12 protein-coding genes and 1 other RNA gene are annotated in these 13,400 nt (G+C 64.3%); 3 read left to right on the plus strand and 10 right to left on the minus strand.

Features of this window, described 5'->3' with window-relative positions; all coding sequences use genetic code 11:
- Positions 1-158: 158 nt before the first annotated feature.
- The 4 genes from KF707C_RS18240 to dnaX form a co-directional block, all read right to left on the minus strand.
- Positions 159-1,307, minus strand: coding sequence for an acyl-CoA dehydrogenase family protein (locus KF707C_RS18240; RefSeq protein ID WP_003447824.1), 1,149 nt, complete (start codon positions 1,305-1,307; stop codon positions 159-161).
- Positions 1,308-1,415: 108 nt separating this feature from the next.
- On the minus strand, positions 1,416-2,015 hold the full coding sequence (recR, locus tag KF707C_RS18245) for a recombination mediator RecR (protein ID WP_003447826.1): 600 nt from the start codon (positions 2,013-2,015) through the stop codon (positions 1,416-1,418).
- A gap of 134 nt (positions 2,016-2,149) precedes the next feature.
- Complete coding sequence (locus KF707C_RS18250) at positions 2,150-2,476, minus strand: YbaB/EbfC family nucleoid-associated protein (RefSeq protein ID WP_003447828.1); 327 nt, start codon at positions 2,474-2,476, stop codon at positions 2,150-2,152.
- Positions 2,477-2,487: 11 nt separating this feature from the next.
- A complete protein-coding gene (gene dnaX, locus KF707C_RS18255; protein ID WP_003447830.1) occupies positions 2,488-4,446 on the minus strand; it encodes a DNA polymerase III subunit gamma/tau in 1,959 nt (652 codons plus the stop codon).
- Positions 4,447-4,589: 143 nt separating this feature from the next.
- Between dnaX and KF707C_RS18260 the strand changes: the two genes are divergently transcribed.
- Positions 4,590-5,318, plus strand: coding sequence for a substrate-binding periplasmic protein (locus tag KF707C_RS18260; protein WP_003447832.1), 729 nt, complete (start codon positions 4,590-4,592; stop codon positions 5,316-5,318).
- Between the two features lie 12 nt (positions 5,319-5,330).
- Here KF707C_RS18260 and KF707C_RS18265 read toward each other — a convergent pair whose 3' ends face one another.
- Positions 5,331-7,346: an acyltransferase family protein gene (locus tag KF707C_RS18265; protein WP_003447833.1), complete on the minus strand. Its 2,016-nt coding sequence runs from the start codon at positions 7,344-7,346 to the stop codon at positions 5,331-5,333.
- A gap of 294 nt (positions 7,347-7,640) precedes the next feature.
- Here KF707C_RS18265 and KF707C_RS18270 point away from each other — a divergent pair, with 294 nt between their 5' ends.
- Positions 7,641-7,925, plus strand: a complete 285-nt coding sequence (locus tag KF707C_RS18270) for a DUF3509 domain-containing protein (protein ID WP_003447834.1) — start codon at positions 7,641-7,643, stop codon at positions 7,923-7,925.
- 177 nt (positions 7,926-8,102) lie between these two features.
- Here the strand turns inward: KF707C_RS18270 and ffs are convergent.
- Positions 8,103-8,199, minus strand: an RNA gene (gene ffs, locus KF707C_RS18275) — signal recognition particle sRNA small type.
- Positions 8,200-8,475: 276 nt separating this feature from the next.
- Between ffs and KF707C_RS18280 the strand changes: the two genes are divergently transcribed.
- Positions 8,476-8,898 carry an HU family DNA-binding protein gene (locus KF707C_RS18280; protein ID WP_256586778.1) on the plus strand — a complete coding sequence of 141 codons (423 nt, stop codon included), beginning with the start codon at positions 8,476-8,478 and terminating at the stop codon, positions 8,896-8,898.
- A 39-nt stretch (positions 8,899-8,937) separates the two neighbouring features.
- On the opposite strand, the gene KF707C_RS18285 is transcribed toward KF707C_RS18280, so the two are convergent.
- The 4 genes from KF707C_RS18285 to KF707C_RS18300 are packed head-to-tail and all read right to left on the minus strand — an operon-like array spanning position 8,938 to position 13,398.
- Positions 8,938-9,984 carry a tetratricopeptide repeat protein gene (locus KF707C_RS18285; RefSeq protein ID WP_003447836.1) on the minus strand — a complete coding sequence of 349 codons (1,047 nt, stop codon included), beginning with the start codon at positions 9,982-9,984 and terminating at the stop codon, positions 8,938-8,940.
- Between the two features lies 1 nt (position 9,985).
- Positions 9,986-10,951: a type II secretion system F family protein gene (locus tag KF707C_RS18290; protein ID WP_003447837.1), complete on the minus strand. Its 966-nt coding sequence runs from the start codon at positions 10,949-10,951 to the stop codon at positions 9,986-9,988.
- Between the two features lie 28 nt (positions 10,952-10,979).
- Complete coding sequence (locus tag KF707C_RS18295) at positions 10,980-11,966, minus strand: type II secretion system F family protein (RefSeq protein ID WP_003447838.1); 987 nt, start codon at positions 11,964-11,966, stop codon at positions 10,980-10,982.
- Positions 11,967-11,970: 4 nt separating this feature from the next.
- Positions 11,971-13,398 carry a CpaF family protein gene (locus KF707C_RS18300; RefSeq protein ID WP_003447839.1) on the minus strand — a complete coding sequence of 476 codons (1,428 nt, stop codon included), beginning with the start codon at positions 13,396-13,398 and terminating at the stop codon, positions 11,971-11,973.
- Between the last annotated feature and the right edge of the window lie 2 nt (positions 13,399-13,400).

Raw genomic sequence — 13,400 nt, forward strand, 5'->3', positions numbered from 1 at the left:
CTACAGCGGAGGCCTGGCCTCCAGGTGGACCGCCTTACCGGGCGGCTCCGCCCACTCTCTTCGACGGTTGGCCGTCATTCACTGACGGCAAAGGGGGCACGCCACAAGCGTGCCCCCTTCTTTTTTCAGGGCGCCACAACGAGGCGATGGGGCCCGCGTCAGAGCCCCATCTGCTTGGCGATGATCTCGTTCATGATTTCCCGCGTGCCGCCGCCGATGGACAGGATGCGGGCGTCGCGATAGAGGCGCTCCACCAGGCTCTCGCGCATGTAACCCATGCCGCCGAGGATCTGGACCGCATCATGGGTGAGGCGGTCGGCGACGTCGGTGGCGAAGTTCTTGGCCATGGAGATCTCCTTGATCACACTTTTGCCGGCAGCCATCTTCGCTGCCTGGCGGTAGGTAAACTCCCGCGACACCTCCAATTGGGTGGCCATCTCGGCCAGGCGGTGCTTCTGCACCTGGAACTTGCCGATGGGCTTGCCGAAGGCCTCACGCTCGCGCGCCCAGGCCATGGATTCCTCCAGCGCCAGCTGGGCGGTCATGTTGGCCATGATGGCCAGGGCCAGTCGCTCGCTCTGGAAATTGGCCATGATGCAGGCGAACCCCATGTTCTCCATGCCGATCAGGTGGGTCGCCGGCACCAGGCAGTCATCGAAGAACAGCTCGGCGGTGTCCGACGCCCACCAGCCCATCTTCTTCAGCGTGCGACCGACACTGAACCCCGGCGCGTCCTTTTCCACCAGCAGCAGGCTCACGCCACCGAAGCCCTCGCCGCCGGTTCGCACCGCCACGGTGTAGTAGTCGGCCCGAACACCGCTGGTGATGAAGGTCTTGCTGCCGCTGACGCGATAGTGATCGCCGTCCCGAACGGCGCGGGTGCGCAGGCTGGCCACATCGGAGCCGCCGGAGGGTTCGGTCACGGCCAGGGCGATGATCTTCTCGCCAGAAAGCACCTGGGGTACGACACGCTCGCGCAGCTCCGGCCGGCCCCACTTGATGACCGGCGGCAGGCCGATATCCAGGGAGCCCAGCCCGGCTACCAGGCCACCGGAGCCACAGCGCATCAGCTCTTCGCTGGCCGCCACCTTGGCGAACAGGTCGCCTTCGTGGCTGCCGCCGAGGCCCTCGGGGTAGCCGATGCCGAGGATGCCGGCCGCGCCCGCCTTGAGATAGAGCTCGCGTGGGAAGGACTCGGCTTCTTCCCATTCATCGATGTGGGGCAGGATTTCCCGCTCGACGAAGCGACGCACGGAGTCCCGCACCAGCTGGTGGGACTCGTCGAAGTACTCCTGGTACGCAGACATGGCAGGGCTCCCCGGTAAGATCGAAAGAACTTACCGAGCGCTTGCTTGGTTTTCAAGGTGAGACTTGCGACATCGACGAGGTCGTATCGGCCGATGGACCCGCGCAGCTCAGAGACCGATGGGGCGCCGTCCTGCCAGGGCGTGGGCCAGGGTGCCGCCATCCACCAACTCCAGCTCGCCGCCGAGCGGCACACCGTGAGCGATCCGGGTGACGGCGATGGACCGGGGCGCCAGCAGCTGTGCGATGTAGTGCGCCGTGGCCTCCCCTTCCACCGTGGGGTTGGTCGCGAGGATGACTTCGCTGAAACTGCCCGCCTCGATGCGCTCCATGAGCTCCGGAATGCCGATGGCCTCCGGCCCCAGTCCGTCCAGGGGCGACAAGTGCCCCTTGAGCACGAAGAAGCGGCCCCGGTAGCCGGTCTGCTCCACCGCGAACACGTCCAGCGGTCCTTCCACCACGCAGAGCAGGGAGTCGTCCCGACGCGGATCGGCGCACTGGGGACAGAGCGCCTCCTCGCTGAGGGTACGGCACCGTTGGCAATGTCCGACGCCTTCCATGGCCGCGGTCAACGCCTGGGCGAGGCGCAACCCTCCGCTGCGATCCCGCTCCAGCAACTGCAGCGCCATGCGTTGCGCCGTCTTCTGTCCTACACCGGGCAGGATGCGCAGGGCGTCGATCAATTGGCGGATCAGCGGGCTGAAGCTCATGGATTTCTCACAATCAAATGGGTCCGGGGCCGGATCGCACCCACAAAAAAGCGGCGCCTGGCCGCCAACGTCCCTCGCCATGAATCAGGCGAGGGAGACGGATCCACTCTCCCCGACCGGGAGAGGAAACCGGATCAGAACGGCATCTTGAAGCCGGGGGGGAGTTGCATGCCGGCAGTCATGCCCGCCATCTTCTCCTGGTTGTTCTGCTCGATCTTGCGCACGGCATCATTCACCGCCGCGGCGATCAGGTCCTCGAGGATTTCCTTCTCCTCCTGCATCAGGCTGTCATCCAGGCTGACGCGCTTGACGTCATGGCGACCGTTCATCACCACGCTCACCAGGCCTGCGCCGGACTGGCCGGTGACTTCGGCGTTGGCCAGCTCTTCCTGCATCTTCTGCATCTTTTCCTGCATTTGCTGGGCCTGCTTCATCAGGCCTGCCATGCCACCTTTCATCATGGTGATTGTCCTCAGCGGTCAAGGGGTTCAATGGTGTCGGCACGCACCTGGGCGCCGAACAGTTCGATCATTTTCAGCACCAGCGGATCGCTGGCAATGGCATCGACAGCCTGCTGCTGACGAGCGGCACGTTTACGCGCGGCAGCCTGTGCCGGAGTCTCCTGCTCGGGCCGACGCACCTCCACGTCCAGCTTGAGCGTCCGTCCAAGGTGCTGGTTCAGGGCATCGTTCAGGCGCCGCTGCTGGGTCGCGTTGAACAGCGCACTTTGCGCCGGGTCCAGGTGCAGGCGCCAGACGTCGTCTTCCACCGACACCAGGGTGCAATTGGCGCCGATGTTCCCCGTCATGCCGGAAAGGCCCAGGCGCGGAAACAGGTCCAGCCATTCGGCGGCCAGTCCGGTGGCCGGCTGCGCGGCCGGCATGACGTCCGGCTCGGCCGCCGGTTCCTCGGCGGAGGCGAAGTCGTCCAGATAGGCCATGCCATCGGCATCGGAGGCGCAGTAATCGTCGTAGTCGCCCGGTGGCGGCTCGTCATCGTCCGCCTCGACAATCGCCGGCGATGACGGCTCGGGCTCGGGCTCGGGCTCGGGCTCGGCGACAGGCTCGACCACGGGTGCGGGCGCAACGGGCTCCGCAACGGGCAGCGCTTCGACCTGGGCGACGGAAGCCTCCACGGCAGCCGGAGCGGGTTCGGCGACCGGAGCGACGATGGGGGCGGACACCACCGGAGCGGACGCGGGAACCCTGTCAACCACGACGGGCTGCGGAGCGGGAATGGCAGTCGGAGCCAACGGGGCGGCTCCGGCCACCGGATTCGACCGGGGATCAGCCGTGGCCTGGCTGATCCCCGGGTCCTTTAGCTGGACCCTCGGCGTCCCCTCGGCATCGGCCGGGCGGAACGCCAGCATGCGCAGCAGCACCATCTCGAAGCCGCTACGGGGGTCGGGCGCCAGAGGCAGGTCACGACGACCGATCAACCCCATCTGGTAGTAGAACTGCACATCCTCGCCGGGCAGGGCCTCGGCCAGCGCCAGGACGCGCTCGCGATCCCCCTGGCCATTGTCGACGGCATCCGGCAGCACCTGGGCGATGGCCACGCGGTGCAACACATTGAGCATTTCCGACAGCACGCCGTTCCAGTCCGGCCCCTGCTCGGCCAGATGGCGCACGGCCTCCAGCAGCGCACGGGCATCGCCCTGCAGCAGCGCATGGAGCACGCCGTAGACCTGGCCATGATCGAGGGTGCCGAGCATCGCACGCACGTCGGCCGCGAGCACCTTGCCCTCACCGAAGGCAATGGCCTGGTCGGTCAGGCTCATGGCGTCGCGCATGGAACCATCGGCGGCACGCCCCAGCAACCAGAGGGCGTCGGTCTCGAAAGGCACGTTCTCGGCACCCAGCACATGGGTCAGGTGCTCGACCACGCGCTCCGGCGGCATGTTCTTCAGGGAGAACTGCAGGCAACGGGAAAGGATGGTGACCGGCAGCTTCTGCGGATCGGTGGTCGCGAGCAGGAACTTGACGTGGGGCGGCGGCTCTTCGAGGGTCTTGAGCAGGGCGTTGAACGAGTGCGTGGAGAGCATGTGCACTTCGTCGATCAGGTAGACCTTGTAACGACCACGCGAGGGGGCGTACTGCACGTTGTCCAGCAGCTCCCGGGTGTCTTCCACCTTGGTGCGGCTGGCGGCGTCCACCTCGATCAGGTCGACGAAGCGCCCCTCGTCGATCTCCCGGCACACCGAGCATTGGCCGCATGGCGTCGAGCTGATGCCGGTCTCACAGTTCAGGCACTTGGCGAGGATACGCGCGATGGTGGTCTTGCCCACGCCACGGGTACCGGTGAACAGGTAGGCATGGTGCAGGCGCTGGTTATCCAGGGCATTGATCAAGGCCTTCAGCACATGGGTCTGGCCGACCATTTCGCGGAACGAGCGCGGACGCCATTTACGTGCAAGAACCTGATAACTCATTGAAATCCGTCGCGTCTGGAAAACAGAAGGAGCTAATGCTAGCGGAGCGATAGGCAAATTGCATCCGATGCGAACAGGGCGCTGTTCAATCCGCCCGACAAGGTGCATTGTGGCACGCCGCCCAACCGCGACGAGGGAGCCCGATGCGCTCATTTGTCCTCGCCCTGCTGCTCTGCTGGAGCGCCCTGACCGGCGCTGCCCCCGCCACCCTGAAATTCTCCGCGGTGGACAGCTGGACCATGCCCCTTGCCGACTTTCACGACAGCCAACTGAAGGGCGGCATCCTCAACGACATCATCCAGCGGCTCTCGCAACGACTCGGTCTGGATGCCAGCGTCCAGGTTCTGCCGCGCAATCGCGTGGAACTGGCGGCACGGCAAGGCAGCATCGATGTCCGTTGCTACGTCAGCCCGGCCTGGATCAGCGACCACCAGCGCTTCCTCTGGAGCGTCCCCCTCTTTCTGCATCGAGACCTGATCGTCGCCCGCAGGGGCGAAGCGCCGCTCCCGACCCCGGAAGCGCTCTCGGGCGAGCAGGTCGGCACTGTGCTGGGCTACTCCTACCCCCGCCTGCAACCACTGATCGATCGCGGCGCCGTGCGACGCGACGAGGCCCGCAACCAGGACCTGGTGCTGCAGAAGCTGCTCGCCGGGCGCTATCAATACGCGATCAGCAACGAACAGGCGCTGAACTGGTTCAATCGCAACCATCCGGATAGCGACCAGCTGACAGCCGTCGGCATCCTGGAGGAAACGCCCGTCGCGTGCCTGGTCCGTGATGACCCGGACCTGCCGACGCAACGCATCCTCCGCGCCTTGCAACAGATGAAGACTTCAGGCGAGATCGAGGCGATCCTGGCGCGCTATCGCTGAGGAGCGATCACGCTATTGCAGTTCCAGGTTCGCCATCACCCGCGGGCCCAGCGCCTGCTCAGCGAAGTCCAGAGAAGCGGGCGGGGTCAGGTGACCATAGTCATAAGTCACCAATCCCGTACGACGGTCATCACCCAGATAGATCAAACAGCCCTCGCCGTTGCAGAAATGACGCATCGCCGAGAGGTACTCGAAGCCGCCAGCCCCGTCCGAGTACTTGCGCTCCAGCCGCTCGTCAAGCTCGCTGAACGTCTGGATCAGGTTGTCCTTGATGCGCCGCGGAGTGTCGTTCCAATGTTTGCGGATCACGATCTGATAGAGAAATGGTTCGTAATGAGGCACAGGCCCGACGACGATTACGCGCTTAACCCCTGCGCGCCTAGCGGTTCTGGCGAGCTCCACGAAGCTGTTGATGCTGTCGTGCCCGTAGGCCTGGGCGATAACCAGCACCGCCGGCTGCTCTTTGTCGATCACCTCCAGCGCGAACTGGTTGGACCTGTCGCAATAGGCTTTACCGTCCTGAGCCCGCCCTGGAAAATTCGCTGCGCAGCCAGAGCTGGCCACTTGCAAGATCGACACCGAATCCGGTAGCACCTGCCGCAATCCGTAATAGAACTGCTGTGCGTGGGAGTCCCCCCAGATCATCACCTTGGTAGCCGTATCCGGCACATAGCAGCCGGCATCGATGCGCGCGCGCGGCTCCTCGGACTTGTGGCCTGCGCGGTAGCTTTCAAGGTCGAAGAAGTCGCATTCCATACGATAGGCGTCGAAGATCCCCGCCCTGGAGAAATAGGCCCACTCCGGCAACGAGTTCTCGAAGTACTGTGCATAGGTCTCGCGGGCCTTGACCTTATCTGCCAAGCCGGGACGGAAAGGCAGGCCGCTCTTGATGAAGGACAGCATTCCGACCGCTGCCACCATTGCCCCCAACGAAACAAGGATGGCGGTCTTCGGCAGACTGGAGCGAGCGCGTCGGAACGGGAGCTCGACGAATCGATAGGTCAGGAACGCCAGCAGCACACTGAGAACGATGGCGACCGTACCGCTGACGATCGTCAACGCATCAGCCCCGATGATGCGGATGTAGGTGATCACTACCCAGTGCCACAGATAGAGCGGGTAGCTGATCAGCCCGACCCACACCATCAGCCGGCTGGCAAGCAGTACCCGATTGAGCCTGGATTCGGCGCCCGCAGCGATCAGCAGGCTCGCGCCTGCCACCGGCAGGAGCGCCCAGTAGCCAGGGAATGACCGGGCTTCATGGATGACGAACAGCGCGATGCCCATGAGCACAAAGCCCAGTAGCGCCAGTGCCTCGCGCAGAGCAGTGCATTGGCGCAACCGGGTCACGGCTACAGGATGAAAGACCGACCAATAGGCCACCAGGCTTCCGGCCAGGATTTCCCAGAAGCGGTACTGCGGCACATAGAAGGCAGCCGATGCGTTACTCGGGAGCTTCTGCACGCCTGCCACAAAGGAGATGACCCCCAGCCCCAGCACGACAGGTAGCAAGGCTCCGCGCCAACGCCATACTCCCCAGGCGATCACGGGAAAGAGTATGTAGAACTGCTCCTCCACACCAAGCGACCATAGATGCAGCAGCGGCTTGAGCTCGGAGGCCGTGTCGAAGTAGCCAGCCTCGCGATAGAGCACGATGTTCTGGGCGAACCCCATACCACCTGCCAAATGCTTGCCCAGCATCTTGAAGTCGGTCGCCATCAGCGTGAACCAGCCGATCGCATAGCAGACACAGAGAACCAGGATCAGCGCAGGAAAGATGCGCCGGATCCGCCTGCGATAAAAATCGGCGAAGCTGAACCGACCAACTTCGAGCTCCTTGAATATGATGCTGGATATGAGAAAGCCGGAGATCACGAAGAACACATCGACCCCAACGAACCCGCCCGGCAGCAGGAAGGGGAACGCGTGATAGAGCACCACGGAAATGATTGCGACAGCCCTGAGGCCATCGACGTCCGGCCTATAGGCCAGCGACGAATGGGAAAGACTTTGGCTGGCGGCATTCATCTGGGGAGAAATCCATGTGGCTTAACGGGTAGGCCCCGAACTGCGCATTACCAAACACGCCGCCCGAGTTGAACGGGGCGCGATTCTGAAGCGCCAGCCCCATCCAGGCAATGGGCCACTAGAAAGAGGGCCGGTGCCGGCAGAAACCACGCTCTGCCAGAGATCGCCCTGATAAGGATGCTCACGTCATGCGCCGCACCCGCCCCAGGGCCATCAAGCGCATCGCTCTGCCGGATTGAACCCTTCGGGAATCCAGCTGTCACAGGCCGTTCACCCTCAGGAAGGAGATTGGATATGGAACTCGCCAACCAGCGCCTCGTCGAACGACTTTTCAACCCGTTGCGCGCCCGTTTCAGCTCGCCACGCCCCGACGGCAGCATCGTCCTGGCCCTGCTGGATGAAAGCGACGCCACCGTCTACAGCCGTGTCATGACCCAGCCGCAACTGGAGGACCAGGGCGTCTTCGTGCAGAACCTCGAGGAAATCCGCCTCGACCTGGCCTCACGGGCCGGAAGCATTCCCGCGGATCTGCGCAAATCACTCAAGGAACTGGACAGCGTCGTCGAACGCGTCTTCTGATCCTCGCAGCCTCTCACCCCTATCGGCGGCGGACCTCCTCAACAGGGACCGCCGCCTACAAATCGCTCAAAAAACGCACAAGCACAGCACCATCGCGATTGCTCACAATGCTGTTCCACTCTTCGATTCTTTGCGAGAAAAGCCCTTTAGAGTTAAGGGCTTAGGAATTGGAGGTGACCCCACCAGCCACACCCCGGCACACGATTTCACCGCTACGGCTGCTCCCTTCCGGGCCTGACCGGGTTTACGGCTGATCATTGCGGGGGGACCGGCAGGGCCACCATCACGCGGCTCGCCAGATCGACGAGCCGCGCCATTGTACCGGCTCTTTGCCAACTTACAACCGCTAAAAACGGTTTCCTTACAAGCACTTGCGAATCAGGCGAGGAAACGCCCCAGCAGCTGGGCCAGGCCACTGGAAAGTTCGGACAGGTGCCGACTGGCCTGGGTGCTCTGCTCCGGGCTGGGCTCCCCCTGCCCCGCTCCCCGTCGATGGCGGCGATAAGGGCGATGGACGGTTGCGGCATATCGACGCGACCGCAATGGGCGCGTGGCGGCTCACACAGCCTTTTGTGCTAGCTTCCCTGCGGCGTTCGAGGCGTGCCGCACTTCCGGGCACGCCGCTTGTCACACCAGGGCCGGCAAGCCCGGCCAGGCCAAAAGCCAGACACTCACTGAATGGAGCTACACCATGGCAATCACCAAAGACCAGCTGATCACCGACATCGCCGAAGCCACCGACAACACCAAGGCTGCCGTACGCGCGATCCTGGACCAGCTCGGCGAGATCGTCAGCGACACCCTGGAAAACAGTGATGAGATCACCCTGCCCGGCATCGGCAAGCTGAAGGTGGGCGAGCGTCCCGCCCGCACCGGCCGCAACCCGCAGACCGGCAAGGCCATCGAGATCGCCGCGAAGAAAGTGGTCAAGTTCGTACCGGCCAAGGTCCTGACCGACGCGGTCAACAAGTGACGCAACCGGGGCAGGCCCAGGGCCTGCCCTCTCTCCGCCCTAGGGAAGGGCGACCGGAAACACCTCCGTCCCCGGCACCGCGGCCACCGGTTCTGCGACTATCGTGCGCCCGCCCAAGCCGCGCAATCTGCGAATCTGCTGAACCCGGTTGAGATTCTCCCAGGCCGTTTCGTAGTGGGCGGGCGACTGTTCGATGGCACTGCGGAAGAACTGCTCAGCCTCGTCCAGCTTGCCCTCCACCAGGCAGATGTAGCCCACGTCGTTGCTTGCCTCGGCACGTTTTTCCACCTGCTCGAAGGCGGATATCGCCTCTTCGTAGCGTCCCATGCGAGCCAGCAACAGACCGTAGTTGCGCCACAGCGGCTGGTAACCGGGTTCGTAGCCTATGCCGCGCTTGTAGGCGCTTTCCGCCTCGACCCAGTGCCCGGCCAGGTAATAGGAGTAGCCCAGGCTGTTCTGCACCAGGGGTGAACGGGGCTCGATCTGCATGGCCAGGCGGTAGAAGGCTTCCGCGGCAGGAAATTCCTCGCGAAGGTCCAAGAGCACGCCCAGGCCGTTGTAGACCCGCACAGGCGAATCGCCATCCACCCTGATCCCGGCCGCATCGGCCAGGCTCACCTTAGGATCACCACCGAGTCGGCGCTGGTCCTCACCGACGGCGCGCTGGAGGTATTCCCGGGCCTTCTCCTGATTTCGCACGGCCAGTTGCAGCAAGCCCATTTCGCCCAGGGCGCCGAGGTTATCGGGATCGCTGGCCAGCACATCCATGAACGCCATCTCGGCCAACTGGTGATTGCCCCGCTCACGATGGATGCGTCCCACCCACACCAGCGCCTCATATCGCTTGGGGTCGAGCTCAATCACACGCAGGTACTGAAATAACGCCTGATCCAGGTCTCCGGCCTGGTAGGACCGTGCGGCGAAGCGCATGGCCTGGTCCGGCGAATCGAGTTGAGTCTGGACCTGGTAGAGCACGGAGTTGTCGCCGCGGTAGATCGACTGGATCCCGCCGGCCTTTTCCGGCCCCATGTTCTGGCACCCCGACAACACGACCATCATGGCCGTCAGCAGACTTGTTCTGTTCATGTCACAGCTTCCCGAAGGCTTTGAGTACCCCAATGAGTGCGGGGCCGATGGCCACCAGGAAGAAGCTTGGCCATAGGCAGAAGATTAGCGGGAAGACCAGTTTGGTCCCGATCTTGGCAGCCCGTTCCTCGGCTGCCTGGGTCCGCCGGTCGCGAAACTCCTCGGCGTAGATGCGCAGGGTGTCGGCCACGCTGGTGCCGAAGCGGATGCTTTGCGACAGCAGGCTCACCAGGCCACGCAGGTCCTCCAGCCCGGTGCGGTCGGCCAGGTTCTTCAGCGCCTGGGCGGCGGGGATGCCGGCACGCACCTCGGCGTTCACCAGCGCCAGCTCCTCAGCCAGCTCCGAATGGCTCACCGCCATCTCCTCGGCCACCCGCTCGATGGCCTGGGGCAAGGCCAGCCCGGACTCCACGCACACGACCATCAGGTCCAGGGCATCCGGAAAGGCGGTGCGCAGCCGTGTCATCCGTGCTTCCTTGCGCTTCTCGACGATGATCGCCGGAGCCAGCCAACCAACGCCCACGGCCCCCGCCGCCAGCAGCAGGCTCAAGGTCATGCCGGACTTCGGCAACAACGGCAGGGCGAGTACCGCCAGCGCCAGCAGAATCAGGGGCAGCAACAGGCGCACGGCCCAGTACACCTGCACCGCCGATGGCGAGCGGTACCCCGCATGAATGAGCAGCATCCGGGTTTCGGAAGACTTGGCGTTTTCCTCGGGCGCCATTCGCTGTCCCACCCGTTCCAGCAGCAACTGGAGGTTTCCGACGGGACGGATGTTCGAGTCCGAGCCGTGGCCCCGCTTGATCAAGGCAAGGCGCCGCTGCACGGGACTCTGCAGCCCGAATGCCAGGAGGCCGATGGTGGCCACCGCCAGCATCGCGCTCATGGCGATGGCCGAGAGAAAGATCATCCGCGCCAGCTGTTCGTCACCCACCGCACCACTGATCAGTCCAAGCAGATAGTCCATGAGGTGATCCTCCACTCCAATGCGCGACTCAGACCTGGATGCGAATGATCCGGCGGATCCAGAAGATCCCGGCCAGCATCGCGGCGAATGCGAACAGGATAAGTTTTTGCCCAAGAGGGTGATTGACCAGCACTGGCATGTATTGAGGTGACGTCACCATGATTACCACAGCCAGAACAAAGGGAACCGCCACCAGCACCCAGGCCGACATCCGCCCCTCCGCCGATAGGGTCTTGACCTTGCGCTGGAAGCGGAAACGTCCGCGAATCAGGCTGCTCAGGCGCTCCAGCACCTCGGTCAGGTTGCCGCCGGACTCCCGCTGGATCAGCACCGAGGTCACCAGCATCATCACCGTCATGCTGGGCATCCGCTCCAGCAGCCCGAGCATGGCCCGGCGCGTATCGTTGCCGTAGTTGATATCGGCGAAGGTCAGGCCGAACTCCTGGGCCACCGGCCCCTGGTGCTCTTCGGCCACCAGGCGCAGGGTCTCGTTGAACGGGTGCCCGGCTCGCAGCGCACGGCACATGGCGTCCAGGGCATCCGGCAGGCCTTCCTCGAACGCGGCGAAGCGGGCGTTCCGATCGCTGGCGATCTTGAGGACCGGAACCCAGAACACCAGCACCGCCAGGACCAGCGCCACCCACCAGAGCTTCAGCAGGAACCAGGCCACCGCGGCAACGACGATCGCCAGCACCAGCCCGAGCAGCACAACCCGATAGGCACGGAACTCATGTCCGGCCTGCTCGATCATCTGCGCCAGGCGCTCCATCAAGGGCAGCTGCTCCAGGCTGGCCTCCAGCGGCGACAGGCGCTTGAGGTACTTCTGCCGCAACACCGTCTGCATGTTCGGCAGGTTGCTGGCGTGTTCCAGCAAGCCGAGCCGCGCGCGGATGCGCTTGCGCACCTTGCTGGCTTCGCCGAACACCGGAACCACCAATCCCTGACTGAGCAGGAACACGGCCACGAACACCATCCCGAGGAATGCCAGGATGAACTCCGAAGGAATCTGCCCCATGGCGTCAGCCCTCCATCCATTCCGGCCGGAACAGGTTCAACGGCAACTCGATGCCGCGCTTGGCCAGCACATCGCGAAAATGCGGGACCATGCCGCTGGGACGGAAGTCCCCCAGGACCTCGCCCTGCTCGCCGATGCCCCGGCGCTCGAAGGCGAAGATCTCCGTCATGGTGATGATGTCGCCCTCCATGCCGTTGATTTCCTGCACGCTGACGAGGCGCCGCCTGCCGTCTTCCTGGCGCTCCAGCTGGATCACCACATCGATGGCCGAGGCGATCTGCTGGCGCAGGGCCTTGATGGGGAAGGTAGCGCCGGTCATGGACACCATGTTCTCGATCCGCCCCAGGGCATCCCGTGCGGTGTTGGCGTGGATGGTGGTGAGCGAGCCATCGTGGCCAGTGTTCATCGCCGTGAGCATGTCCAGGGCTTCGGCGCCCCGCACTTCACCGATCACGATGCGGTCCGGGCGCATCCGCAGGCTGTTGCGTACCAGCTCCCGCTGGTTCACCTCGCCCCGCCCCTCGATGTTCGCCGGCCGGGTCTCCAGGCGCACCACGTGGGGCTGCTGCAGCTGCAGCTCCGCCGAATCCTCGATGGTGACGATGCGCTCGTTATGGGGGATGAAGCTGGACAGCACGTTGAGCATGGTGGTCTTGCCGGTCCCGGTACCGCCGGACACCAGCACGTTCAGCCGGCCGCGCACTATCGCCTTGAGCACCAGGGCGATGGCCGGCGTCAGGGTCCCCATCTGGGCCAGGCTTTCAGCGCTCAGCAGGTCGACGGCGAAGCGGCGAATGGACAGGCTGGGGCCATCGATGGCCAGCGGCGGGATGATCGCGTTGACCCGCGAACCGTCCTTCAACCGGGCATCCACCAGAGGCGAGGACTCGTCGATACGACGCCCCAGGCTGGAGACGATACGGTCGATGATGTTCAGCAGGTGCTGGTCGTCGCGAAATCGCACATCGGTGCGCTGCAACTTGCCATGGCGCTCGACGTACACCGAGCCGTGGCCATTGACCAGGATGTCGGACACGCTGTGATCCATCAGCAGCGGCTCCAGGGGGCCGAGGCCCAGGACCTCATCGGTGATCTGCTTGATCACCAGTTGGCGGACCCCGGTACTCAGGGGTGCCGAGTGCTCCTCCAGCAGCCGCAGGCAGATGTCGCGGATCTGCCGGGTCGCCTCGGCCGGCTCCAGGGAATCCAATAGCGAAAGGTCCATGACCTTCAACAGTTGCTGGTAAATCTTCTCGCGCCACTCCGCCTCCACCGGATTCAGCTGGGTGCGGGTCTCGTACAGGGTGTCCGGGGCGCAGACTTCCCAGGCCATCAGCGGGCTCTCGGCGCCTTCGGCTTCGGTATCCGGAACGCTGGCGGAGGCCTTCCGGGCGGAAGGCTGGCGCAGCCGGTTGCGAAATTCACTGAGCATGA

The sequence above is a fragment of the Pseudomonas furukawaii genome (assembly GCF_002355475.1).
In the GTDB taxonomy this organism is placed as follows: domain Bacteria; phylum Pseudomonadota; class Gammaproteobacteria; order Pseudomonadales; family Pseudomonadaceae; genus Metapseudomonas; species Metapseudomonas furukawaii.